We start from the raw sequence: 24,405 nt of genomic DNA on the forward strand, positions 1-24,405 counted from the left end.
TAGGAGCTTTTTCCCGCTATTCGCTTGTATCTTTGCTTTTTTTTAGCAAAAAAACCAAAGGATACCGCTGCTATCGGGGCTAATTCAAAACAGTAGTAAATAGGCTATTTGGTGCTTAAAAGAACTCAATTAAAACAGTAAAAAATGAAAAACATTGCCATCATCATGGGCGGGTATTCCAGCGAATACAAAATATCTTTAATCAGCGGCAATGTCGTGTACCAATACTTAGACAAAACCAAATACAACGGCTTTCGTATTCACATCTTTAAAGAAAAATGGGTTTATGTTGATGCACAAGATCAAGAATTTCCAATCGATAAAAATGATTTTTCGGTTACTGTTGCTGGACAAAAAATCAGTTTCGATTGTGTATTTAACGCTATTCACGGCACACCAGGCGAAGATGGTTTAATGCAAGCTTACTTCGAATTATTGCAAATTCCGCAAACGGCCTGCGATTATTACCAAGCAGCGCTCACCTTCAATAAAAGAGACTTACTTTCAGTTTTAAAACCCTACGGGATCAAAACAGCGACTTCTTATTACTTAAACAAAGGCGATATAGTTGATACAACCGCCATTGTAAACAAAGTAGGATTGCCTTGTTTTGTAAAACCAAATAAAGCAGGTTCAAGTTTCGGAATCTCAAAAGTAAAAACAGAAGCCGAGTTGCCAACTGCAATTGAAACGGCTTACAAAGAAGATAACGAAATTATAATTGAGAGTTTTCTTGACGGAACAGAAGTTTCTGTTGGAGTAATCAATTACCAAGGCGCCATTACAGTTTTACCAATTACTGAAATTGTTTCCGAAAATGATTTCTTTGATTATGAAGCAAAATACTTAGGCAAATCGCAAGAAATTACTCCTGCACGAATCTCTGACGAAATGACTCAAAAAGTGGGAGCTATTGCCAAACGAGCCTACGAAGTACTTAAAATGAAAGGTTTCTCCCGTAGCGAATTTATTATTGTTGATGGCGAGCCACACATGCTCGAAATGAACACTATTCCGGGTTTAACCACCGAAAGTTTAATTCCGCAACAGGCCAAAGCGGCAGGAATTGAGCTAAAAGACTTGTTTACCAACGCCATCGAATTGGCATTAGCCTAACCCTCTACCATGAGAAAAGCCATATTTCCGGGTTCGTTTGACCCAATTACACTTGGTCATGAAGACATCATTAAACGCAGCTTGCCTCTTTTTGATGAAATCGTGATCGCCATTGGCGTTAATGCCGAAAAAAAATACATGTTCTCCTTAGAAGATAGAAAACGATTTATCGAAGAAACTTTTCAACACGAACCTAAAATTTCAGTGATCACCTATGAAGGATTGACTACTGACTTGTGCCGAAAACTCAATGCTGATTTTATTCTGAGAGGTCTGCGTAACCCAGCGGATTTCGAATTTGAAAAAGCAATCGCACACACCAATAGACGCCTCGCCAAGATTGAAACCGTATTTTTATTAACAGCTGCCAAAACATCTTACATTAGCTCAAGCATTGTTCGCGATGTCATTCGCAACAACGGACAGTACGAAATGCTAGTTCCTGATGCGGTTCGAGTAACCAAATAATTTTATTTTAAAAAGCGAATTTTCGCAACAAAAACAACAACAAAAACAATGAGCATCGAAAGAGAATTAATGAAACGAAGTGGCGGAAAGTGTGAACTATCAGGCGTTACCGAAGACCTACAAGTATACACCCTCACTCCTACACGCCGTGGCGGACTCGATGAAAACGTACTAATCTCGAAAAACTTAATTGCACAAATCGAGCAAGCAGAAACTATGGATCCTAATTCATGGCGATGCTTAAACGATAGTATGTGGAGCGAACACGAAGCAGTTCAAGTACTATCATGGCGTATGTTAAGCCGTTTGGGAAATCAAGAATTGCTAGAGCAAATGTACCTTGACGAAGATACGTTGGCTTGGGCACAAGCAACAGGCGAAGGTCAAGAGGATGAAAATAAAATAGTGCATCGCGATAGCAATGGTGTAGTTTTACAAACAGGCGATTCAGTAGTGTTGATCAAAGACCTAAAAGTAAAAGGTTCTAGTATGGTTGCCAAGCAAGGTACAGCAGTGCGTAACATCAGATTAGATCATGAAAACGCAGAATATATCGAAGGACGCGTTGATGGACAAACCATAGTTATCATTACACAATACGTGAAGAAAACATAATTGGTAGTTTGCAGTCGCGGTCTTAGAGTGCAGTAGTTAACGTGGAGAAATCAGTTTGCAGTCGCAGTCTCAGAGTGGAGTAATTAACGTAGATAAATCAGTTTGCAGTTCCAGTCTTAGAGAAGAGTTAGCAGTCAGTTACCCTAAAAAAAAGAAATGAAGAAAATATTAGCAATTTTATTATTTACAATTTCAGTTTGTAGCGCACAGAAAACTGAAAAAACTATTGTTACAATTCCCAATGCTCCAGGAATAGTTTATGAAATTGGAAATGGAGAAATATTTGAAAGTGCTGTTAAAATTAAAAATGCTAAAAATAAAGAAGAAGGAATTGACGCCGAAAATAAATATTTGGAATATAAATATGGATTAATGAATGTAGGTTGGAAACCATTTGGAAGCGAATTTTACGAAGTCAAAAGAAAAACCTACAACTTAATTCATATTGAAATATTGAAAAAGGACGCAAATGCAGAAAGTGAAATGACGACCGTTTATTTCGAAATAACAGAATGCTTAAAAGAAAAATAACCGAACTGCTAACACTTGCTACAAGCGATTTGGGTATTTGGTATAATTTGAAAATGGTCTTGTATTTGGGATGTTTTGGTAAATCCTAAGAATGAACTTAATTTAGTCCCAAACTGCGTGTAGAGAGATAACATTTACACCAAATAGTCTCCATTTGCTAAATTTTCAAACCACAAAGACATACTTAAAAAACTACCGTAAAGCTAAAAACCGTTGCTAATAAATTAAACTTACTAGCAACGGTTTTTCTATGAAAGCTAATATTGCAACTGCAAACAGAAACTGCTGACTGTAACTGCAAACTGCGACTGAATACTGCGACTAAGTACTAAAAACTTACTCCTCCTCTTTCTTAATCACTTTTCGGGCTACTTCAATTTTAAACTTTTTACCCTTCATTTTTTCGTCTTTGATAGCATGCAACAAATCTTTTACTTTGTTGAATTTTACAGCTGCAAACGAGATAAAATCTTTTACTTCGATAAGTCCTAAATCACCTTTTTCGAGTTTTCCTTTTTGCGAAAAGAAACCAACAATATCAATTTTATTCAACTTGTTTTTCTTTCCACCACTAATATAAATGGTTTGAAACTGCGGTGGTTTTGGTAAAGCTTTGGCTTGATTTACTACCAAAACTTCCATCGAATAATCAAGATAATCCAATTTTTTTTCACTTTCGTGCGCTACAATATAGGCAGTACCCGAGGCTTGCATACGTGCTGTACGCCCGTTTCTGTGTGTAAACTCGTCTTCCTTAGCAGGCAAATGATAATGAATAACGTGTTTCATTTCAGGAATATCAAGTCCGCGTGCGGCTAAATCAGTCGCAATTAAATAACTCATACTACCATTTCTAAACTGTATCAAGGCGCGCTCCCGCTCCTCTTGATCCATTCCGCCATGATAGTACGTAGCGTAAATTCCCTTTTCATTTAAAGTATCGCTAATTCGTTCTGCTGCATCGCGATGGTTGCAAAATACAATTGCAGCTTCTGACTTCAAAAAGCAAATCAGTTGAAACAAGGTATTGATTTTATCTTTTTCTTTAGATAAAACCAATTTCATTGACAAGTTAGAAACCGCCTCTTCTTCGGGAATAAAATCTAAAACCACAGGATTAACAACGCGAGTGTATTTTGGAATCTCAATATCTGAAGTAGCCGAAACAAGAACTCTTTTGTTAACCTTGGTCAGTTGCCCAATGATATAGGACATTTGCTCATGAAAACCCAATTGAAGCGATTTATCAAATTCATCCAGAACAATAGTTTGAATTTTATCCAAACGAAAAGTACCACGATCAATATGATCAGCGATTCTGCCCGGAGTTCCAATTAAAACTGCAGGTGGATTGCTTAAATTTTTTATTTCGGTTTCAATAGAGTGCCCGCCATAACAAGTATTAACTTTGTATGAGGTACCCATTTTTTTCCAAACTTGCTCAATTTGAAGACCTAATTCGCGAGAAGGAACCAAAATCAAACATTGAACCGATAAAATTTCAGCTTGCAAAAGTTCAAAAACAGGAAGTAAAAATGCGAGTGTTTTACCCGAACCTGTTGGCGAAAGCAGCAAAGTATTGTTTTCGTTCAAAATGGTATCGTGTGCAACTTCTTGCATTTCATTCCAACTTGTAATGCCTAAATTAGAAAGTATCGTGGTAGCGGATTGCTTTGTATTCATATTTTAAATTTGTGCAAAGATAATTTTAAAAAACGACTAAACTCATGAGCTGCTATTTGTTTTTACAAAACCACTTGACAACAATTATACATTATCATTTCTTCGTTAGAGCAAACGGTAGCTACTTTTTTAAAGAACTTTGCTGAGAATTCTGTAAAAAAAGTTACTTTTGATAGACTATTTTTAAACTAAAATCATGAAAAACCTTCCTATTTATCTCTTATTTCTAATAGTATTCAGTTGGGGTCAAGCCCAAAATAAATACGCAACAGTTTTTGAAAAAGGAAACGGAAACCAGTCTGCAACCTACGCCGAAACTATTGCTTATTACCAATTATTGGCACAAGATTTTCCTACCATTGAAATACAAGAAATGGGTTTAACGGATAGCGGATTACCTTTGCACATCGTCATTTTTAATCCTGAAAAAAACTTCAATTTTGAAGAAATCAAAAAAAGTAAAGCTGTTATCTTAATCAATAATGGCATACATGCAGGAGAGCCAGACGGAATTGATGCCAGCATGCAATTGTACCGCGACTTAGCAACAGGTAAAGTAAAAGCACCAAAAAATACGGTATTAGTTTGTATACCCGTGTACAACATTGGCGGCGCATTAAACAGAAACTCCAGCACAAGAGCCAACCAGGATGGTCCCGAAGAATATGGCTTTCGCGGAAACGCCAGAAATTATGATTTGAATCGGGATTTCATGAAGTCGGACACTCGAAATACCAAAAGTTTTGTGAATATTTTTCATAAGATAAACGCCGATGTGTTCATTGACAATCACGTGAGTAACGGTGCTGATTACCAATACAAACTGACCTACATAATGACACAACACAACAAACTAGGAAACGTTTTAGGAGGATTTTTAAACACCGAAATGATGCCTGCCGTTGTACAAGATTTACAAAAGAAAAAAATTGAATCAACTCCTTATGTAAACGCTTTTCAAGACACACCAGATAAAGGATTTGCACAGTTTTTTGAGAGTCCGAGATTTGCTACAGGCTATACCTCATTATACAACACGCTCGGGTTTGTGGTTGAAACACACATGCTGAAAAAATATGCTGAACGTGTAAAAGTTACTTATGAATACATGCGCTCTACAATCGACTTTACCGATGCCAATTACGCCAAGATAAAAGAGCTCCGTTTACAAAACGAAAAACAATACCAAGCAGGTAAAAAATATGCGATTAAATGGGAAATTGACACCACAAAAACCACCAATTTTTCTTTCCTAGGATATGAAGCTGGTTATAAAAACAGCGATGCTACCACAGGTAAACGTTTGTTTTACGACCGAAACAAACCCTTTAAAAAAGACGTTCCTTACCAAAAAGAATACAAAGCTACTAAGGAGGTAATAATTCCTGAAGCGTACATTATTCCGAGAAGTTTTTGGCATGTAATTGACGTATTGAAAAGCAATAATATCGAATTCAAAGTTTTACCAAAAGACACTGTAATTTCAGTAGAAAGCTACCGCATTGCCGATTATAAAACAGGATCATCTGCATACGAAGGACATTACTTGCATAGAAATACTTCTGTAACAAGTAGTACACAACAAAAGGCTTTCGCCAAAGGAGATTTCTATGTACCTACCAATCAAAAAGGGATAAAATATTTGCTCGAAGCGTTGGAGCCTGAAGCGATGGATTCATTTTTCAATTGGAATTTCTTCGATACTATGTTACAACAAAAAGAAGGTTACTCTGACTACGTATTTGAAGATACTGCGGCACAATTGCTACAAAAAAATCCAGATTTAAAGTCGAAGCTAGAAAGCAAAAAACAAAGTGATCCTAAATTTGCTGGCAGTCCAGAGGCACAACTCGATTGGATATATAAAAATTCGATCTACTACGAAAAAGCGCATTTACAATATCCAATATATCGCGTTTTGAAGTAAAAAAATCTGCAGTTGAACTATTTAAAAAACACGAATTTCACGAATTTGCACTTATCAATTAGTGTAAATCATGAAATTCGTATTTAAGTTTGATATGTAAGGATAAGACTTTTAATCTTCTTACGATAATTCTAAAAATATTAGGCTAACTAAGTAGTTTCTCCTCTTCAAAAAGTAATTTGATATTTTCATAGGAGTTTGTCAGTGCATCCTTAATTTGTTCTGGTTTCAACCACGCAACTTTTTCAATTCCTTCCTCTAATTGACCTTGTGGTGTTCCTTCAAAATCAGATTGCATTTCGAACCAATGCGTAATCTTCAATTTGTATTTTCCATTTCGCCTGAAAACGTGGTAGGTTTTTTGTAATTTTTGGCCAATGGTTAGCTTATTGACACCGGTCTCTTCCTCTACTTCGCGCATAGCAGTATCTTCAATATCCTCTCCTTTTTCGATTCCGCCCTTCGGTAAATCCCATTTTCCATTTCGAAAAATAAATAAAACCTCACCTTTTTTATTGTAAACCAAACCACCGCCCGCTTTACAAACAGGAATCTTAGCTTTTAAGGTCTTCAAAATCAAGCTTTCGTCCGGATGGTACAAATAGGCCTTATTAATTTTATTTTGAAATATTTTCACAATAAGTTGCTCAATATCAATACTCTCCAATAGAAATAATTGAAAATCAGTCTCCTTAGAGATCTCATTTGTCAAAAAAAGTGGTTTGTCGTTAACAAAAACTTTATACATTTGTACTATGATTTTTAATAAAGATACAGCCGAAAAAACAGCCGAATTTCTATTGCAAATAAATGCAATTAAATTGAATCCAAGAAATCCTTTTACATGGGCTTCAGGATGGAAATCGCCTATTTATTGTGACAACCGCTTAATACTCTCATTCCCAGCGGTACGAAATTATGTTCGCGATGAATTTTCAAAGAACATTGAAAAACAATTTGGAAAACCAGATGTTATTGCTGGTGTAGCCACAGGCGCCATTGGTATTGGAATGCTTGTAGCCGAAAGCATGGGTTTACCATTCGTTTACGTGCGCCCTGAGCCAAAAAAACATGGTAGGCAAAATCAAGTAGAAGGTTTTTTACAAAAAGGTCAAAACGTAGTAGTTGTTGAAGATTTAATAAGTACCGGAAACAGCAGTTTACAGGCTGTGGAAGCCCTACGTGAAGCAGGAGCCAATATCAAAGGAATGGCAGCCATATTTACTTATGGATTTCCCGTAGCTGATGCTAACTTTAAAACTGCAAACTTAGATTTGTACACTTTAAGTAACTATCAAAACTTACTTAATTTGGCTGTGGCGAAGCGTTACATCACCGAGGAAGAAGAGCAAACATTAAGAGAATGGAACCAAAGTCCATCTACATGGAATGTTGAAGTTTAAAACCCAAATCTAATAAATACACCAATGAATTTAGAAAGTCCAAAAGTTACCGTAGAAAAATCAGCTCAAGAACTGTTTACTGCTTTGAGCGATGTAAAGAATTTTGAAAAACTAATGCCTGAAAATATTGCAAAATTTGAAGTACTAGGCGATGATGCTTTTATATTTGGACTTAAAGGCATGCCAGAAATCAAATTAAAAATGAAAGAAAAAGTAGCACCAAGTAAAATTGTTCTAGGAGCTGCTAGTGATAAATTGCCTTTCACTTTAGTAGCTACGATTGAAGCACTAACGGAACAAAGTAGTGCTGTAAAATTAGATTTCGAAGGAGACTTTAACCCAATGATGGCCATGATGATTAAAGGACCAATTGGTAAATTCATTGAAACTTTGGCTACGAACATGCCAAAACTATAAATTCAAAAATTATCAAAATACAAAAAGTCTTCACGCAATAGCTAGAAGACTTTTTTATTAATACAACATTTGAACTTCTTTAATATCGAACTCTTCAACTGTATCATCCTCTAGCATTATCTGTACTTTTCCAATTACTGAAACTCCCGTAATTATACCCATAAAACGACCTTTTAACGGTGCTTCAAACGCCATAGGAATACCTTTTTTGAACAAAACTCCATCGTATTGATTCCAATAAAAAACTGAGTTGCTCTTCATATCTGAGGTTATTTTAAAAATGGCTTCACCAATTTTGACAGCTAAACTATCCACTTCAAAATTACGATTGGTCACCACTGCTAAAGATGACGCTTTGGGCAACATTTCAAAATTAGTTTGATTCACATTTAGACCAAAACCAACGATAGAGCTAAAAGTTGCGTCACTTTTAATGCTGTTTTCAATTAAAATGCCACCAATTTTTTTATTGTATGACATTATGTCGTTCGGCCATTTTATACTCAATCCAGGAATACCCATTTCATTTAAAACCGAATGAACCGCTACTGCAACAGCGATATTTAAATCAAACAAACGATTAATATCCGATAAGAAATCTTTAACCAAAATACTCATTATTAGATTTTTACCTGATTCTGTATTCCAAACGGAACCCATCTGCCCTTTGCCTTTTGTTTGATTTTTAGCCGTAACAATTGTATAATTATCAACCTCTTGTTTGTTTGCCAAGCCTTTTAAGAACTCATTTGTAGAATCTATGGCATCGAGTTTGATTACTTTCATAAACATTATTTTGTGAAACAGAATTTAAACTTGTGTTAAGGTTCAAAAATAACCACAAAAAATGGTAACTTTACAAACTTATATAAAAATAATTCATGGCGAAAAAGACTATAAATAATGACTTGCTTTTGGCAAATATCATTAAAGGAATTGAAGAAGTAAAAGGAAATGACATTACCATCTTGGACTTAAGAGAGATCGATACATCAGTGTGCGATTATTTTGTTATTTCTAACGGTGGATCTAACACACAAGTAAACGCCATTGTAAACTCTATCCAGAAAACAGTTTCAAAAGAAATGAAAGACAAGCCTTGGCATGTTGAAGGAACTGATAATGCCGAATGGGTTTTGATGGATTACGTAAATATCGTAGTACATGTATTTCAAAAACGCATCAGAGAGTATTACAACATCGAAAGTTTATGGGGCGATGCTAAAATAACAACCATAGAAAATAAATACTAAAGACACACATTCATAGTAATGGCCAAAGAAAACAATCCAAACCCAAATAAGTTTAAAGTAAGCCCTTGGCTGCTTTATACTGCTGTAATTTTAATATTGCTGTTCATTAGTTTCATGACTGGTGGTTCAAGCTTAAGCGAACCGGGACAATTAACCTCTTCTAAATTCAATGAATATTTGGAGAAAGGTCAAATTGAGCGCGTAATTGTTTACAATAAAGCAGAAGCGGAAGTTTTTTTAACCCCTGCTGCTATTAAAGACCTAACTCACAAGAAAGTAGCAAAAGATGTTTTTAACGAGCCTAACAAAGGCCCGCACTACACTTTTGAAATTGGAAATGATCAAATCTTTCAAACTAAACTTGAAAAAGCAGTTAAAGAAGGAAAATTAAAAGACTTTAACTTCAAAGTACAAAATAATTGGTCGGACATCTTTTTTAGCTTACTACCAATAATTGTTATCATTGCTGTTTGGCTTTTTATCATGCGCAGAATGTCAGGCGGAGGTGCAGGTGGCGGAGGTCAAATATTCAACATTGGTAAATCGAAAGCGAAACTTTTTGACGAAAAAACAGATATTAAAACCACATTTAAAGATGTAGCTGGTTTAGAAGGAGCTAAAGAAGAGATTCAAGAAATTGTAGAGTTCCTTAAAAATCCTGAAAAATACACGAATTTGGGAGGTAAAATTCCAAAAGGAGCGCTTTTAGTAGGGCCTCCCGGAACTGGAAAAACATTATTAGCCAAAGCCGTAGCTGGCGAAGCTCAAGTACCTTTCTTTTCTATGTCAGGATCTGACTTTGTAGAGATGTTCGTAGGTGTGGGTGCTTCTAGAGTACGTGATTTATTTAAACAAGCTAAAGAAAAATCTCCAGCTATCATTTTTATTGATGAGATTGACGCCGTAGGTAGAGCAAGAGGAAAAAGTAACATGTCTGGCGGAAACGACGAGCGTGAAAACACTTTGAATCAATTATTAACTGAAATGGATGGTTTTGGAACCAACTCAAACGTAATTGTTTTGGCAGCTACTAACCGTGCTGATGTATTGGATAAAGCCCTAATGCGTGCTGGACGTTTTGACAGACAAATCTTCGTTGACTTACCAGACATTAGAGAACGTGCTGAAATTTTTCAAGTACACTTGGCTGCTTTGAAAAAAGCAGAAGGATTAGATACTGACTTTTTAGCAAAACAAACTCCAGGATTCTCAGGAGCTGACATTGCAAATGTTTGTAACGAAGCGGCTTTAATTGCTGCTCGTAACAACAAGTCTGCAGTTGAAAAACAAGATTTCTTAGATGCGGTAGACCGTATTGTTGGAGGTTTAGAAAAGAAAAACAAGATTGTTACTCCAGAAGAGAAAAAAGCTATTGCAATACACGAAGCTGGGCACGCTACAGTGAGTTGGATGTTAGAGCACGCAGCGCCACTAATAAAAGTAACTATTGTACCAAGAGGACAAAGTTTAGGAGCAGCATGGTACTTACCAGAAGAACGTTTAATTGTACGACCAGACCAAATGCTAGACGAAATGTGTGCTACCATGGGAGGAAGAGCTGCTGAAAAGGTAACTTTTAACAGAATTTCGACTGGAGCATTGAGCGATCTTGAAAAAGTAACCAAACAAGCGAGAGCGATGGTAACTGTTTATGGATTGAATGATAAAATTGGAAATGTTACTTACTACGACTCAACAGGTCAAAGTGAATACAACTTCTCAAAACCATATTCAGAAGAAACTGCAAAAGTTATTGATACTGAAATTTCATTATTAATTGAGGGCCAATACCAAAGGGCCATTCAAATTTTAGAAGAAAACAAAGACAAACTGAATCAGCTGGCCGATATTTTAATTGAAAAGGAAGTTATTTTTAAGGACGACCTTGAAGCAATCTTCGGAAAACGTACTTTTGACAAAAATCTAAGTGAAGTGGTTTCCTAAAAATTAGAGCCTTTTTTCAAATATTCTTAAAATCTTAATTCAAAATCTACTTTTGAATTAAGATTTTTTTATCTTTGGACGTTTTCAAATACAAATTATAGCTGTTAAAAAAATATGAGTCTTTTTAGAAAATTATTTAGTTCACATCAACCTACTTCTGAAGAAGAGAAAGAAAGCGAATTTAACCTTTCTGCTTCTGAAAAAGCTATATCTATTGACGAACACTTTATTTTCAACTTCAAAAAAAATGGCGGCAAGTTCTTATACTGTGAAAATTCGCAAGAAGTAAAAGAACAATTTGAAAATATTTTAGAGGAGAATGACTGGTTTGAAAACGAAGTTTTGTGCTTCAATCCAACTTTATTCCCATTACTAGAAGACAATAAATTACCCTATACGATTATTAGTAATCCGAAATTTCTTTTTGCTACATGTGAAAGTTTAATTGCTGAAGAAGGTTCTATCCTATTTTCATCAAAACAGATCAAGCAACATAAGCCAAATGATTTACCTGCCAATATCATTGTAATTGCTAAAACAAGCGAAATTGTTGCTACAAAAAGTGATGGTCTAAGTGCTATAAAAAAGAAATACGAGCGCGATTTACCGACCAATATTACGACTATAAAATATTTCGAAAAAGCAAAAGAAGAAGATTTTACACAATACGGAAGTTCTGCAAAAAACTTGTATTTGTTGCTACTTGAAGATTTATAAAATGAATGAAACTCTAAAACGAGGGATATCAGGAGTTGTTTATATAGTTTTATTAATCAGTTCTATTTTATATTCGACCGAAACTTTTTTTATTCTTTTTGGATTATTCCTACTGATTGCCGTTTACGAATTTTGCAATTTAGTTCAAATACAAAAGATATTCCCGCTGGTATTTGCAACTGTATCGTACACTAGTATCACACTATTAAGTCATTACAATGATGTAACAGAAAACTTCATCAATGAACAATTTGATGCAAAGCTATCTCTAAAGATAAATATTGAACAGCTCAACATTGTTCTTTTAGTTACAACACTTGTCGTTTCTGTAAAATGTATCTTATTTCTATTTTACGATAAAATTCAAACGATTAGCACATCTTCAAAATACCTGTATCTGTTAGGATATATTATTTTACCATTTATTTTTATCACAAAGATTTCATTTGGAATCAATGATTACAATCCAAAAATCATCATTGGCCTGTTCATATTAATTTGGACTAATGACACTTTTGCATACATAGTCGGAAAATCAATAGGACGAACTAAATTACTAGAAAAAATTTCTCCCAAAAAAACCATAGAAGGCTTTGCTGGCGGCATTGTGTTTGCAATATTTGCAGGTTTTTTAATCTCAAAATATTACATTAAAGCCAAACCTGAATTTAGCGAAAGATCTATTTTAATTTGGACTTCAATAGCCTTAATCGTTGGGGTTGCCGGCACTATTGGCGACTTAATTGAATCTAAATTCAAACGAATTGCTGCTGTAAAAGACAGTGGAAACATCATGCCAGGACACGGAGGCATTCTAGATCGACTAGATAGTGTTATATTTGTAGCACCTTTAATATTTTTATTTTATCAAATTTTAAATTATGTTTCATAAAGAAGGAACCCCGTCAATTTTATTAGGTACAATTTTTACCTCAGTTGTGCTGTTGTTAGCTGACAATTTCATTACAAGCAGTTGGCTAAAAATGGCGATACAAATAGCTGCATTACTACTATTAATAATCATATTACAATTTTTTAGAAACCCTAAAAGAAGTGTAATCTTGAATGAAAATCAAATTATTGCACCCGTAGACGGTAAAGTGGTAGTTATTGAAGAGGTTTACGAGGGAGAATATTTTAAAGAAAACAGATTACAAGTTTCGATATTTATGTCACCAATCAACGTACACGTAACGCGTTACGCTATGAGTGGAGTTATTAAATTTAGTAAATATCATCCGGGTAAATTTTTAGTAGCTTGGCATCCAAAAGCTAGCGAGGAAAACGAAAGAACTACTGTGGTGATCGAAAATAAAAATTTTGGCGAAATATTATACCGTCAAATAGCTGGTGCACTTGCCCGAAGAATTGTTAATTATGCAGAACAAGGAATGCAAGTTGTACAAGGTACCGATGCCGGTTTCATCAAATTTGGTTCTCGTGTAGATTTGTTTTTACCTCTAGGAACACCAATAAATGTGGTTTTAAATCAAAAAGCGATTGGTGGAAAAACAATTATTGCAACTACAAAATAATGACTGACGCCACGTTAGAAAATCGATTTTTAGAAGCTGTACAAAAAGCTTCAGAAATGACGCAAGCCTCGTTGCCACAAGACGTGCAATTGCGTTTATACGCATTTTACAAACAAGCAACCTTTGGCTATCTTGATTTAAAGCAAAATCCATCCTATCATTTAAGAGATGCTTTTAAAACCAACGCATGGATGCAAATTAGCCATCTTAGTGCCGACGAAGCCAAAGAAAATTACATTGAAATCATAAATTCATTATCACAAAAATAATTCACGATGAGAAAATTACAAGTAATCCTTCCTATCTTGTTTTGTTGCGTATCCTTGCAAGGATGTAAGGACGATAAATTAATTGAAGTGGTTGAAGTACCACTACCTGAGGAGACGGAACAAAAAACCGTAGTAGGTAATCCTGATGATGTTGTGGCTGATCCAGGTTCATTTCAGATAGAAAAACTCCCTTATGGTTATGATGCCCTAACACCAAGTATCAGTATTAAAACGTTAGAAACACATTACTCCAAACATTACCTTACATACACCAATAACCTAAACAAAGCGCTTGTTGGTACTGCTTTAGAAAACCTTACCATTGAGGAAATTCTTGCCAAACTAGACCCCAACGATGCAGCGCTACGAAACAACGCTGGCGGTTATTACAATCATTCATTATATTGGAAATGTATGGCGCCAAAATCCGGAGGTCAACCAACTGGTACACTTTTAGAAGCCATTAATAAAGACTTTGGATCGTATGATTTATTTGTTTCACAATTTAAAAACGAAGCAACCAAACACTTTGGATCAGGTTGGGTTTGGCTTCTTGTAGATCGAAGCGGGAAATTAGTTGTCACAACAACTGCAAACCAAGACAATCCATTAATGCGAAATGCATTGGTACCAGGAAAACCAATTTTGGCTCTTGATGTTTGGGAACATGCTTATTATATGGATTATCAATACCGAAGAACCAATTATATTGATGGCTTTTTTAATGTTATCAATTGGAAAAAAATTCAAGAAAATTTTGAAAATACCCAACTATAAAAAAAGCTGCAGCCTATTGAGACTGCAGCTTTTTTTTTGGAACTATATTGTGTCTGCTACAATACTTTCATTATTTTATAATTGAAAAATAAACGATTCTGATGGAGCAATTGTCACTTTCATTTTTCCTTCACCGTTTTGAACTTTTAGTGTTGCAGTTTGTTTTTGGTACATCTGGTCAGTAAGTGTGTACGAACCGTCTCTTAAATTCCATTTTGAGATTACATCCGAAGGGACTATTAATTCAAAAGAACTTGTAGTTAACCAAGAAAAATTAGTTACAACTAGCAACTTTTGTTGATCAGACCAACGTACGAAAGAGTATATTCCTGGATCATAGCCAGCGGTACGCTCTCTATTTACCGTTTGAATCTCCTGAAATTGCCCCATCAATGCCGAACTATTTCTAGAAAAATTCAAAAGCCTTTTATAAAAATCGCGTAAATCTTTCTCTTCTTGCGTTGATTGACCTCCGTCAAATTTACCATTATTCATCCATCTTTGGTGATTGGGTACTCCTATATAATCAAAAATTGAAGTTCTAGAATGGGTACCAAAACCAGCATTTTCATTACCTGCCTCGCCTACCTCTTGACCAAAGTATATCATTGTTGGTGACGAACTAATTGTAGTTGAAACCACCATTAGCGGCTTACCTTTTTGTGGCGTTCCAGCAAATTCAGGACTAGCCAATCGCTGTTCATCATGATTATCCAAAAAATGAAGCATGTGATGTTCAATATCGGCCATACGATTTTGAATGTTTGATAAATCATCGGGCAGAGCTCTACCTTGAATGATATCTTTTAACTTGTCATAGGTCTCCACTTTGTCATACAAATAATCCATTTTACCTAAACGAATGTAATTGCGGTATTCAGCTGGATTGTATACTTCAGCTAACAAAAAAGCTTCTGGATTTCTCACCTTAATAGCCGAGTTCATGTAACTCCAAAATTCATACGGAACCATTTCGGCCATGTCAAACCTGAAACCATCTACACCTTTATCAGTCCAATAAAGCGCAATATCCCTGAATTTTTTCCAAGAATCTGGAACGTCTTTATCTTTCCAAAAATCAAAATGTTCTTGATAATTTTTCGCATCATAACCCCATGGCAACTCTGGAAAATCTTTTGTCCCATCTGGGCGGATACCGTAATTTACTTTAACCGTTTCATACCAATCATTGCGATCTGGTTTTGCCATTCGGGAGCCGTTACCTGTCCATTTTGCAGGAAACTCCGAAAATTTCCCATCAATTGCAGGATTAGATTCGCCGTTTAATGGCTTATCCGTATCTGGAATTTCGAAGGCAGTGTTTGGAATATAATAAAAGTTATTATCACGTTTGTATTCTACAGAAACATCATCATTGGCTCCAAAATCAACAACACCTTTGGGATTATTTTTACCCTCATACTTACGAGCAATGTGATTGGGAACAATATCTATCAAAACTTTCAAACCTGCTTTGTGCGTTCTGGCAATTAATTCTTCAAATTCTTGCAAGCGGTTGGCAGGATTCATTGCCAAATCTGGATTAACATTATAATAATCTTTCACGGCATAAGGAGAACCTGCACGACCTTTTACAACTTCAGGATCATCATTTGAAATACCTATATTAGTATAATCCCTTATCACAGCATGATGTGGAACACCGGTATACCAAATATAGGTAGCTCCCAAATCTTTTATCTCAAAAAGAGCTTTGTCAGTGAAGTCATTAAATTTCCCTACTCCATTTTCTTCAATGGTTCCCCATGGTTTGTTGGTAGTATTTTTATTCCCAAACAAGCGTGTAAAAACCTGATAAACAACCTCTTTTTGACGCACATTGTTTTCTTGATTTGTTTTATCCATGGTATTCATTTTAGTTTTACAAGCTGTTGCACAGAGCACGGCACTCAGTCCTGCAACGATGGTTATTTTTTTCATGATATAAATTTATCTAAACTGCTTTAAGATGTATTGCACCTTAAAAAGAAATTAAAGTTGAAATTTAATATATTTTTTCTGCAACTTTGGTTTTGCATAAAAATTTTATTTCCCATGACTTGCTTTCAAATTTACTACATCGAAAGAGTTTGACAAACTGTTGATAACTTTGACTTAAACAGCATAACCATCCTACTAAGACCGCTTATAAATAATTCTTAATATCGATTAGAGTTGCTTGCTTTTTCATAAATTTGTGAAAAATTTAATCCTTTGAAAAAATTGCTGCTTTTTGCTCGCTTTGCTTTCCTATTTTTAGTTAGCAGTACCGTTTTGGCACAAGCTCCCAAAAAAATAATTATCGAAAATGCTGATTTTTCAGATGTGAACCAAGTTGAAGTTCCTGATGCTGTTTTGTTGATAGGGAATGTTCGTGTGAATCACGACGGCATTGTACTCACCTGCAATAAAGCCTACTATTTCGAAAAAGAAAAGTACATCAAAGCCTTTGGAAATGTACAAATGGTTCAAGGTGACACTTTATTCTTGAACAGTAAATACGCTGAATACAATGGCTTGGTTAAAAAAGCATACGCTTCTGGAGAGGCTGTCATGAGTTCGCCTGACGCCACTTTAATGACGGAAGTTCTTAATTTTGACCGAAATATTCAGGAGGTGTATTACGACACGCCCGGCACTATCATCAATAAAGACAATACGTTAAAGAGTAATTCTGGGCGGTATTACGTCGAGGAAAAAAAGTTTCAATTTTTAACGGCTGTTAGCATCACCAATCCTACCTATGTTATCAAGTCGAATCACTTGGATTATTTTAGTAATTCTGGTCACTCCTATTTGTTAGGTCCATCAACAATTACTAGTAAAGCCAACTATATTTATACTGAAAAAGGTTTTTATGATACTAAAAAAAACCTAGCGCATTTTTTAAACAAATCCTATATCAGGTATGACGATCGATTAATAAAAGGAGACAGTTTGTACTACGATAGAAATCGGGAATTTGCATCGGCAAGTAGAAACGTAAAAATAACCGACTCCATAAATCGCGGAATAGTTAAAGGACATTACGCCGAAGTTTACAAAAAACTAGACTCCATGTTTGTTACTAAAAGAGCAGTTGCAGTAAATTTTGTAGAAAATGACTCAGTTTACATTCACGGAAAAAAATTAATGGTAACTGGGAAAGAGGGAAATCGAATTATTAGAGCATTTAACAATGTACGGTTTTTCAAAAAAGACATGAGTGGTAAATGTGATTCTATTCATTCTAGCTCAAAGACTGCTTTAACAAAACTCATTGGAAATCCGATTTTGTGGAACGCTGAAAACCAAATCACAGGCGATGTCATGCATTTGATAGGTAACAACACAACAGAAAAGTTGGATTCGCTAAAAGTTCTCGAAAATACATTTATTGTCTCAAAAGATACACTCGGAACAGGTTATAATCAAGTCAAAGGTCAAAACTTGTATGGGAAATTTGAGGAAGGTAAATTACACGATGTAGATGTTGTAAAAAACACTGAAGTGATTTATTACATGCGCAATGACGATCAAGAATTGATTGGTATTAATAAAAATAAAAGTAGTAAAATCAATTTGATTTTGGAAAACAATGAGGTGGAAACCATAACTTTTTTCCAACAAGTAGATGGCGATATTTTTCCTGAAGAGGAGTTACCTGAAAACGCTCGAATTCTACGCGGTTTTGTTTGGCGTGGCGATGAACGCATCAAATCAAAAGATGATATTTTTCCGCCCGAGGAAAATAGCGACAATGATAAAATTGAAAAGACTTTAAAAACTGCAGTAGCTAAGAAAAACGTTCCGTTGAAAACTAGGAAAGAAACGCTGAATTATGACAAAAAGAAGGCTAAGAAATAGTCGCAGTTGGCAGTAAACAGTCGCAATGAGCAGTCGCAGTTAGCAGTGGCAGTAAGCAGTTCAAGTAAATAAAATAGTTGGCAATGGCAGTCTGCAGTTAGCTAGAACAAAAAAGCATCAAATAAACGAATAAACAATAATTTGTGAAGACAGATTTTTTAACATACCAAGCTCAAACATCTCCGTATCCGCTAGGAATGGAAATTTCCCATGCGGTAGGAAGCTATATTTACAATACCAATCAACAAAAATACCTTGACTTTGTAGCAGGCGTTTCAGCTTGTTCACTTGGTCATCAACACCCACGAGTGAACCAAGCTATTAAAGATCAGCTAGACAAATATTCACACGTGATGGTTTATGGCGAATACGCTCAAAGTCCAGCCGTAGAATATTGCAAACTTATGGCATCCCTTCTACCCGATCCCTTAGATACTACCTATTTAGTGAATTCAGGTACTGAGGCAATCGAAGGCGCATTAAAATTAGCCCGAAGAGTTACGGGGCGTAGTCAGCTGATTTCCTGCCACAACGCCTATCATGGTAATACAATGGGATCGTTGAGCGTCATGGGATTTGAAGAACGAAAACAAGTATTCAGACCGTTGATTCCTGATGTAGATTTTATTACTTTTAATAACGAAGCCGATTTAGAAAAAATCACCAACAAAACAGCTGGAATTTTACTAGAAACTATCCAAGGTGGAGCAGGTTTTATACAACCCGAGAACGATTTTTTACAAAAAGTACGTGCTCGTTGCAACGAGGTTGGTGCCTTGCTAATTTTAGATGAGATACAACCTGGATTTGGACGCACCGGAAAATTATTTGGTTTTGAACATTACAATGCAGTACCTGATATTGTTGTCATGGGCAAAGGAATGGGCGGTGGCATGCCGGTGGGTGCTTTTACTGCATCTGCCGATATGATGAAACTTTTGAGTCACAACCCTAAACTAGGTCATATAACCACTTTTGGAGGACATCCTGTCATTGCGGCAGCTTGTTTGGCTACTTTGAAAGAAATTACAGAGACAAATTTAATGGCCGAAGCGCTTGAGAAGGAAAAGCTGTTTCGCTCGCTTTTGGTACATCCTTTGATACAAGAAGTTAGAGGAAAAGGATTGATGCTGGCCGCAATGACCGCAGATCCTGAAATAACAAACGAAGTAATTTTAACCTGTCAAGACAGAGGATTGATCTTGTTTTGGTTGCTTTTTGAAGGATGTGCTATCAGAATCACGCCTCCTTTAACTATTTCTGAAGATGAAATACGTGAAGGTTGCGCCATCATTTTAGAAGTTATGGATGAAATTTACGCTAGAAACAACTTATAAAAACGTAAAAGCTTCATACTTCAAAAAGCTTTCTCTGAAGATACAAAACTACAAAGGCGTGTTAATTAAATTGTTCACAACAATTTGACAGAGCATCCGCAATACAAAACCGAATACCTAATTTTAGGTAAGTCAATTAAAAACACAAAGTATGCAATTAAGCAACGAAGAAGAAGACTATAACTTATCTCTTTCCAAATTTGAATCGATGTTGAAAACCAACAAGGTTTTCTTTTTTGACTCGGAAGAATTTGAAGAAATAATCCTGCATTATCTTGATATGGGCAAGGCTTCTTTGGCAAAAAAAGCACTCAAACTAGCCTTGGAACAACACCCTAGATCTACAGGTTTAAAGTTGGTTCAAGTGGAAATGTTGGTCTACGATGACAAACTAGAATTGGCTGAAAAATTGCTGAACGAATTGTATGCTATTGAACCCAATAACGAAGAGATTTACATCCAAAAAGCCAATATTTGTTCTAAAAGAGACCAGCACGAAAAAGCAGTTGAATTGCTTAAAATTGCTTTACAATACACCGATGATTTGGCTGATGTGTACAACTTAATTGGAATGGAATACCTTTTTATGGATAATTTTGAATTGGCAAAAACCAATTTCATCAATTGTTTAGAGGAAGACCTTGAAGATCAATCGGCGTTGTATAACGTAGTGTATTGTTTTGAGTTTTTGGACCAAAATCAAGATGCAATCGCGTTTTTAAAAAGCTATATCGACAAAAAACCATACAGCGAAATTGCTTGGCACCAATTAGGGCGCTTGCATTACAGCGAAAAAGAATACCAAGATGCCATTCGTGCCTTTGAATATGCTACGCTAATTGATGACGAATTTTTAGGTGCTTTTATGGAAAAAGCCAAAGCCTACGAACGACTCAAAAAATATGAAGAAGCCATTGAAAGTTATTCGCGTACCATCGAATTGGATGATGCTACTTCTTATGCTTTGTTGCGTTTAGGAAAATGCCACGAAAAATTAGGCAATAGTGCCTTGGCTATCAAGTTTTACAACCAAACCGTACACGAAGACCCTTTGTTAGATAAAGGTTGGATTGCCATTACTGATTTTTATGTTCGATTAAAAAATTATCAAAAAGCATTGTTTTTTGTCAATAAAGCTTTAGCAATAGATAATCAAAATCGCTTGTATTGGAAACGTTACGCGAGTATCAACAAGCAAATGAACTTTTTTGAAGAAGCGGAATTTGGCTATCGCAAAGCAGTTGAATTTGGAGAAACCGGCTTAGAAACCTGGCTTTTTTGGGTTGATATTTTGCAATTTTTAGGCGAATTCGAGAGTGCAGTGCAAACTTTATTACAAGCCTCTGAATACTTCCCAGAAGAAAACGAAATAGAGTACCGCTTGGCTGGAATTTATTACATGATTTCGGATGCGACTAAAGCTAAGTTTCATTTAAGCAATGGATTGCGATTGAATTTTGAAAACCATACCCTTCTTGAGGAATTATTCCCAGTGGTTTGGGCCAAAAAATCAGTGCAAAACTATATTACCAAAAACAGAAAATAAAGATGAGTGAACTGCTTCGTAAACGTTTTGGGTTATTAGGACGCAACATTAGCTATTCTTTTTCGAAAGGATATTTTACAGAAAAATTTGCCAACCAAAATTTTGAAGGTCACAGTTACGAGAATTTTGACATAGCTTCGATTGACGAATTTCCAGAAGTTATAAGCAAAAACAAAGATTTAAAAGGTTTGAATGTGACCATTCCGTACAAAGAGGCGATCATTCCTTACTTGCAAAAACTATCTAAAAAAGCAGCTCAAATTGGTGCTGTAAACACCATTAAAATTACAAAAAAAGGAAATTTAAAAGGCTACAACACAGATTATTTTGGTTTCAAAAAATCACTAGAACCCTTGTTGCAATCGCACCATAAAAGAGCATTAATTTTAGGTACAGGCGGCGCTTCAAAAGGAGTCGCATTTGCGCTAGAAGAACTCGATATTCCGTACACTTTTGTTTCTCGTGAAAGCAAGGAAAATACTATTGGTTATGAGTTGATCAATGCAACTACTTTTGACAACTACCAAATCATCATCAATGCAACTCCTGTAGGTACAAGCCCCAACACCGATGCTTGCCCTGATTTGCCTTATAATTTTTTCACGGCAAAACACATCGCCTACGATTTAATATACAATCCAGCCGAAACGCTTTTCTTAAAAAAAGCAGCGGCGCAAGGCGCACAAACCAAAAACGGTTTAGACATGCTGATTTTTCAGGCTGAAAAAGCATGGAAGATTTGGAATAGGTAAAACATAACTCTTAGCTTTAAAACTCCCATTAACGATTTTGTTAATGGGAGTTTTTTACTTTTGAAAAGTATGAAAACAAAACCCCTAGCCCAAATGAAAGCGACATCTCGCGATTTTAAAAACAAAGCCCTTTCAGCCGTAGTTTTAAAATTGAGATTATAAAAGACAGCTTACCATCAAAGATTCAGCGGAGCTAAATTGCTCCTAATGAAAATTCTCTTTTGCACTCTGATTAAGAAAGTACGTTGTATATTTTGTATTTTCGAACGGCTTTACTACCTTTCGACTTGATTATAAACCACAACTTATACATTGAACCAATGTTAGAAGAACAGAACGATAACCTGTTGCGTACGGAAAACGACACAGATGGAAACACCGCACAGCACGAAGCAACTGAACCAACTGTTGCTACTACTGAACAGCAAACTGATACGCACGCACAAGCCGTAGAAGCTATTGCGGCTACTAATGCCGCAGAAAGTGAAGAGGCTACGCCTACTGAGGAATTGCAAATTCCGATGCAAGATTATGAAGCTTTACCACTAGAAGATTTGGTTGCCGCACTCAAAGATTTTGTGAGTAAAGACCAACCTTTGGCCTACAAAGAACACATTGAGGAGATTAAAAAAGCATTTTTGGCTAAATACAATCACTTGATTGAAGAAAAAAGAACTGCTTTTTTGGCTGAAAATCAAGACCCGACTGAGGATTTTGAATACCACTCGCCACTGAAAGCACAGTTTGACAGCTATTTTTCAAAATACAGAGAACTAAAAAACAATCACTTTAAAAGTGTACAAAATAATTTAAAAGCGAATTTAGAAGAACGTTTGGCTATTGTTGAAGCGCTAAAAGAGCTTATTGATCCACAGGCGAACATTAAGGATATCCTGAAACCCTTTAATGAATTGCGTGAGCGTTGGAAAAATGCGGGTCCGATTCCTAAAGACAAATACAACCACGTTTGGAACAACTACCATTTTCATGTTGAGAATTTTTACGATTATTTGCACCTAGACAGAGAAGCGCGCGACCTTGATTTTAAACATAATTTAGAGCAAAAACAAAAAATTGTAGCGCGCGTTGAAGCCTTGGTTCATGAAGAAGATGTTGCTAAAGCTTTTAGAGAATTACAAGATTTGCACCGCATTTGGAAAGAAGATATTGGTCCTGTTTCACGCGAGCACAGAGAAAGTATTTGGAATCGTTTTAGTGAACTCACTAAGCAAATGCACGATAAAAGAGAACTTTTATTTGAAAACCAACGTGCAGTTGAAAATGATAATTTGAAACGCAAAGAGGAAATTATTGCGCAAATTGAAGTTTTGGCTACTGAAAAAGTAGAGGCTCACACGCAATGGTTGGCGCAAATTGCAAAAGTAGAAGCTTTGAGAAACGCCTTTTTTGAGGCTGGAAAAGTTCCTGCTGAAGTAAACGAAGCTACTTGGAACCGTTTTAAAACAGCCGTTCGTAACTTCAATACTTTTAAAAACTCGTTTTACAAAGACATCAAAAAAGACCAAAACGACAATTTGAATAAAAAGTTGGCATTGGTTGCCAAAGCACAAGAGCTTCAAGAGAGTACTGACTTTGCTGCTACAACACCTATCATGAAGCAAATTCAAGAAGAATGGAAAACTATTGGTCATGTACCTAGAAAACATTCTGAGAAAATTTGGAAAGATTTTAGAGCGGCTTGCAACCACTATTTTGATCAATTGAAAGCACACCAAAACGACGAAAATAACGAAGAAGTTGTTGCTTTTGAAAATAAGAAAAATTATTTAGAGGGATTGCGCACTTTTGAATTATCAGGAGAGCACAAATCCGATTTAGATGCCATTAAATTGCATATTGAAACTTGGAAAAACTTTGGTAAAGTACCGTTCCCAAGAAGACATATTGAAGGTAAATTCAATAAAATTTTAGATGCTCTTTTTGAAAAATTAAGTTTGAGTAAAAAAGATACTGATATGATGCGTTTTGCTAACAGAATGGATCAATTATCAGAAAGTAATGATAGCCGTAAACTGGATAGTGAGAAGATTTTTATCATGCGTAAAATAGAAGAAGTTCAAAATGAAATTTTTCAATTGGAAAACAACATTCAGTTTTTTACCAATACTAAAAATGCCAAAAAAGAAAATTCTATTGTATTAGAGGTTCGTAAAAACATCGCTATACACAAAGAAGGTCTTGAAGTTTGGAAAGAAAAACTAAAACAATTAAAAAGTATTACCATAGAGTAAGTTCTATTTGAAGAATT

23 protein-coding genes are annotated in these 24,405 nt (G+C 35.6%); 19 read left to right on the forward strand and 4 right to left on the reverse strand.

The genetic code is table 11. From position 1 onward, the window contains the following. Positions 1-144 precede the first annotated feature (144 nt). The 4 genes from KBJ98_RS04975 (at position 145) to KBJ98_RS04990 (ending at position 2,730) form a co-directional block, all read left to right on the forward strand. The gene (locus tag KBJ98_RS04975; RefSeq protein ID WP_210788541.1) at positions 145-1,116 is read left to right on the forward strand and encodes a D-alanine--D-alanine ligase; all 972 of its coding nucleotides are present in this window, start codon (positions 145-147) and stop codon (positions 1,114-1,116) included. A 9-nt stretch (positions 1,117-1,125) separates the two neighbouring features. Further along, positions 1,126-1,584 carry a pantetheine-phosphate adenylyltransferase gene (gene coaD / locus KBJ98_RS04980; protein WP_210788542.1) on the forward strand — a complete coding sequence of 153 codons (459 nt, stop codon included), beginning with the start codon at positions 1,126-1,128 and terminating at the stop codon, positions 1,582-1,584. A 48-nt stretch (positions 1,585-1,632) separates the two neighbouring features. Then, positions 1,633-2,199 carry a PhnA domain-containing protein gene (locus KBJ98_RS04985; protein ID WP_210788543.1) on the forward strand — a complete coding sequence of 189 codons (567 nt, stop codon included), beginning with the start codon at positions 1,633-1,635 and terminating at the stop codon, positions 2,197-2,199. Between the two features lie 156 nt (positions 2,200-2,355). Beyond that, positions 2,356-2,730, forward strand: a complete 375-nt coding sequence (locus KBJ98_RS04990; protein ID WP_210788544.1) for a hypothetical protein — start codon at positions 2,356-2,358, stop codon at positions 2,728-2,730. A 336-nt stretch (positions 2,731-3,066) separates the two neighbouring features. Here KBJ98_RS04990 and KBJ98_RS04995 read toward each other — a convergent pair whose 3' ends face one another. Then, positions 3,067-4,413, reverse strand: a complete 1,347-nt coding sequence (locus tag KBJ98_RS04995) for a DEAD/DEAH box helicase (protein WP_225899066.1) — start codon at positions 4,411-4,413, stop codon at positions 3,067-3,069. Between the two features lie 196 nt (positions 4,414-4,609). Between KBJ98_RS04995 and KBJ98_RS05000 the strand changes: the two genes are divergently transcribed. Further along, positions 4,610-6,340, forward strand: coding sequence for a M14 family metallopeptidase (locus KBJ98_RS05000; protein ID WP_210788545.1), 1,731 nt, complete (start codon positions 4,610-4,612; stop codon positions 6,338-6,340). 145 nt (positions 6,341-6,485) lie between these two features. Here the strand turns inward: KBJ98_RS05000 and KBJ98_RS05005 are convergent, their stop codons facing one another. After that, positions 6,486-7,088 carry an NUDIX hydrolase gene (locus KBJ98_RS05005; protein WP_210788546.1) on the reverse strand — a complete coding sequence of 201 codons (603 nt, stop codon included), beginning with the start codon at positions 7,086-7,088 and terminating at the stop codon, positions 6,486-6,488. Positions 7,089-7,095: 7 nt separating this feature from the next. On the opposite strand from KBJ98_RS05005, the gene pyrE reads away from it, so the two are divergent. Further along, a complete protein-coding gene (gene pyrE / locus KBJ98_RS05010; protein ID WP_210788547.1) occupies positions 7,096-7,743 on the forward strand; it encodes an orotate phosphoribosyltransferase in 648 nt (215 codons plus the stop codon). Between the two features lie 24 nt (positions 7,744-7,767). Then, positions 7,768-8,160, forward strand: coding sequence for an SRPBCC family protein (locus tag KBJ98_RS05015; protein ID WP_166135188.1), 393 nt, complete (start codon positions 7,768-7,770; stop codon positions 8,158-8,160). Between the two features lie 57 nt (positions 8,161-8,217). On the opposite strand, the gene KBJ98_RS05020 is transcribed toward KBJ98_RS05015, so the two are convergent. Further along, a complete protein-coding gene (locus KBJ98_RS05020; RefSeq protein WP_210788548.1) occupies positions 8,218-8,946 on the reverse strand; it encodes a biotin--[acetyl-CoA-carboxylase] ligase in 729 nt (242 codons plus the stop codon). A gap of 95 nt (positions 8,947-9,041) precedes the next feature. Between KBJ98_RS05020 and rsfS the strand changes: the two genes are divergently transcribed. From rsfS to KBJ98_RS05055, 7 genes are all read left to right on the forward strand, one after another. After that, on the forward strand, positions 9,042-9,413 hold the full coding sequence (gene rsfS / locus KBJ98_RS05025; protein ID WP_210788549.1) for a ribosome silencing factor: 372 nt from the start codon (positions 9,042-9,044) through the stop codon (positions 9,411-9,413). An 18-nt stretch (positions 9,414-9,431) separates the two neighbouring features. After that, positions 9,432-11,357 carry an ATP-dependent zinc metalloprotease FtsH gene (gene ftsH / locus KBJ98_RS05030; RefSeq protein ID WP_210788550.1) on the forward strand — a complete coding sequence of 642 codons (1,926 nt, stop codon included), beginning with the start codon at positions 9,432-9,434 and terminating at the stop codon, positions 11,355-11,357. A gap of 114 nt (positions 11,358-11,471) precedes the next feature. Further along, entirely contained in the window at positions 11,472-12,074 is a 603-nt protein-coding gene (locus KBJ98_RS05035) for an LUD domain-containing protein (RefSeq protein ID WP_210788551.1), read from the forward strand. A 1-nt stretch (position 12,075) separates the two neighbouring features. Further along, positions 12,076-12,966 carry a phosphatidate cytidylyltransferase gene (locus tag KBJ98_RS05040; RefSeq protein ID WP_210788552.1) on the forward strand — a complete coding sequence of 297 codons (891 nt, stop codon included), beginning with the start codon at positions 12,076-12,078 and terminating at the stop codon, positions 12,964-12,966. Beyond that, entirely contained in the window at positions 12,956-13,609 is a 654-nt protein-coding gene (locus KBJ98_RS05045) for a phosphatidylserine decarboxylase family protein (protein ID WP_210788553.1), read from the forward strand. The genes KBJ98_RS05040 and KBJ98_RS05045 overlap by 11 nt, the downstream gene beginning before the upstream one ends. Further along, on the forward strand, positions 13,609-13,878 hold the full coding sequence (locus KBJ98_RS05050) for an acyl-CoA-binding protein (RefSeq protein ID WP_210788554.1): 270 nt from the start codon (positions 13,609-13,611) through the stop codon (positions 13,876-13,878). Before KBJ98_RS05045 ends, KBJ98_RS05050 begins: the two co-directional genes overlap by 1 nt. 6 nt (positions 13,879-13,884) lie before the next feature. Further along, a complete protein-coding gene (locus KBJ98_RS05055) occupies positions 13,885-14,655 on the forward strand; it encodes a superoxide dismutase (RefSeq protein ID WP_210788555.1) in 771 nt (256 codons plus the stop codon). A gap of 75 nt (positions 14,656-14,730) precedes the next feature. Here KBJ98_RS05055 and KBJ98_RS05060 read toward each other — a convergent pair whose 3' ends face one another. Further along, complete coding sequence (locus KBJ98_RS05060) at positions 14,731-16,596, reverse strand: alpha-amylase family protein (protein ID WP_210788556.1); 1,866 nt, start codon at positions 16,594-16,596, stop codon at positions 14,731-14,733. A gap of 282 nt (positions 16,597-16,878) precedes the next feature. Here KBJ98_RS05060 and KBJ98_RS05065 point away from each other — a divergent pair, with 282 nt between their 5' ends. The 5 genes from KBJ98_RS05065 (at position 16,879) to KBJ98_RS05085 (ending at position 24,388) form a co-directional block, all read left to right on the forward strand. Continuing rightward, positions 16,879-18,501 (forward strand): OstA-like protein, encoded by a 1,623-nt coding sequence (locus KBJ98_RS05065; RefSeq protein WP_225899069.1) that lies wholly within the window; start codon positions 16,879-16,881, stop codon positions 18,499-18,501. Positions 18,502-18,698: 197 nt separating this feature from the next. Beyond that, the gene (locus KBJ98_RS05070; RefSeq protein ID WP_225899070.1) at positions 18,699-19,838 is read left to right on the forward strand and encodes an aspartate aminotransferase family protein; all 1,140 of its coding nucleotides are present in this window, start codon (positions 18,699-18,701) and stop codon (positions 19,836-19,838) included. 151 nt (positions 19,839-19,989) lie between these two features. After that, a complete protein-coding gene (locus tag KBJ98_RS05075) occupies positions 19,990-21,384 on the forward strand; it encodes a tetratricopeptide repeat protein (RefSeq protein ID WP_210788559.1) in 1,395 nt (464 codons plus the stop codon). A 2-nt stretch (positions 21,385-21,386) separates the two neighbouring features. Next, on the forward strand, positions 21,387-22,136 hold the full coding sequence (locus tag KBJ98_RS05080) for a shikimate dehydrogenase family protein (RefSeq protein ID WP_210788560.1): 750 nt from the start codon (positions 21,387-21,389) through the stop codon (positions 22,134-22,136). A gap of 320 nt (positions 22,137-22,456) precedes the next feature. Continuing rightward, complete coding sequence (locus tag KBJ98_RS05085; RefSeq protein ID WP_210788561.1) at positions 22,457-24,388, forward strand: DUF349 domain-containing protein; 1,932 nt, start codon at positions 22,457-22,459, stop codon at positions 24,386-24,388. Positions 24,389-24,405 lie beyond the last annotated feature (17 nt).

Source organism: Flavobacterium erciyesense (genome assembly GCF_018069925.1).
Taxonomy (GTDB): Bacteria; Bacteroidota; Bacteroidia; order Flavobacteriales; family Flavobacteriaceae; genus Flavobacterium; species Flavobacterium erciyesense.

Bases quoted from the DNA above. Each gene is read 5' to 3' on its own strand.
- KBJ98_RS04975 (WP_210788541.1), top strand. From the start codon at position 145: ATGAAAAACATTGCCATCATCATGGGCGGGTATTCCAGCGAATACAAA.
- coaD (WP_210788542.1), top strand. From the start codon at position 1,126: ATGAGAAAAGCCATATTTCCGGGTTCGTTTGACCCAATTACACTTGGT.
- KBJ98_RS04985 (WP_210788543.1), top strand. From the start codon at position 1,633: ATGAGCATCGAAAGAGAATTAATGAAACGAAGTGGCGGAAAGTGTGAA.
- KBJ98_RS04990 (WP_210788544.1), top strand. From the start codon at position 2,356: ATGAAGAAAATATTAGCAATTTTATTATTTACAATTTCAGTTTGTAGC.
- KBJ98_RS04995 (WP_225899066.1), bottom strand. From the start codon at position 4,413: ATGAATACAAAGCAATCCGCTACCACGATACTTTCTAATTTAGGCATT.
- KBJ98_RS05000 (WP_210788545.1), top strand. From the start codon at position 4,610: ATGAAAAACCTTCCTATTTATCTCTTATTTCTAATAGTATTCAGTTGG.
- KBJ98_RS05005 (WP_210788546.1), bottom strand. From the start codon at position 7,088: ATGTATAAAGTTTTTGTTAACGACAAACCACTTTTTTTGACAAATGAG.
- pyrE (WP_210788547.1), top strand. From the start codon at position 7,096: ATGATTTTTAATAAAGATACAGCCGAAAAAACAGCCGAATTTCTATTG.
- KBJ98_RS05015 (WP_166135188.1), top strand. From the start codon at position 7,768: ATGAATTTAGAAAGTCCAAAAGTTACCGTAGAAAAATCAGCTCAAGAA.
- KBJ98_RS05020 (WP_210788548.1), bottom strand. From the start codon at position 8,946: ATGAAAGTAATCAAACTCGATGCCATAGATTCTACAAATGAGTTCTTA.
- rsfS (WP_210788549.1), top strand. From the start codon at position 9,042: ATGGCGAAAAAGACTATAAATAATGACTTGCTTTTGGCAAATATCATT.
- ftsH (WP_210788550.1), top strand. From the start codon at position 9,432: ATGGCCAAAGAAAACAATCCAAACCCAAATAAGTTTAAAGTAAGCCCT.
- KBJ98_RS05035 (WP_210788551.1), top strand. From the start codon at position 11,472: ATGAGTCTTTTTAGAAAATTATTTAGTTCACATCAACCTACTTCTGAA.
- KBJ98_RS05040 (WP_210788552.1), top strand. From the start codon at position 12,076: ATGAATGAAACTCTAAAACGAGGGATATCAGGAGTTGTTTATATAGTT.
- KBJ98_RS05045 (WP_210788553.1), top strand. From the start codon at position 12,956: ATGTTTCATAAAGAAGGAACCCCGTCAATTTTATTAGGTACAATTTTT.
- KBJ98_RS05050 (WP_210788554.1), top strand. From the start codon at position 13,609: ATGACTGACGCCACGTTAGAAAATCGATTTTTAGAAGCTGTACAAAAA.
- KBJ98_RS05055 (WP_210788555.1), top strand. From the start codon at position 13,885: ATGAGAAAATTACAAGTAATCCTTCCTATCTTGTTTTGTTGCGTATCC.
- KBJ98_RS05060 (WP_210788556.1), bottom strand. From the start codon at position 16,596: ATGAAAAAAATAACCATCGTTGCAGGACTGAGTGCCGTGCTCTGTGCA.
- KBJ98_RS05070 (WP_225899070.1), top strand. From the start codon at position 18,699: ATGGAAATTTCCCATGCGGTAGGAAGCTATATTTACAATACCAATCAA.
- KBJ98_RS05075 (WP_210788559.1), top strand. From the start codon at position 19,990: ATGCAATTAAGCAACGAAGAAGAAGACTATAACTTATCTCTTTCCAAA.
- KBJ98_RS05080 (WP_210788560.1), top strand. From the start codon at position 21,387: ATGAGTGAACTGCTTCGTAAACGTTTTGGGTTATTAGGACGCAACATT.
- KBJ98_RS05085 (WP_210788561.1), top strand. From the start codon at position 22,457: ATGTTAGAAGAACAGAACGATAACCTGTTGCGTACGGAAAACGACACA.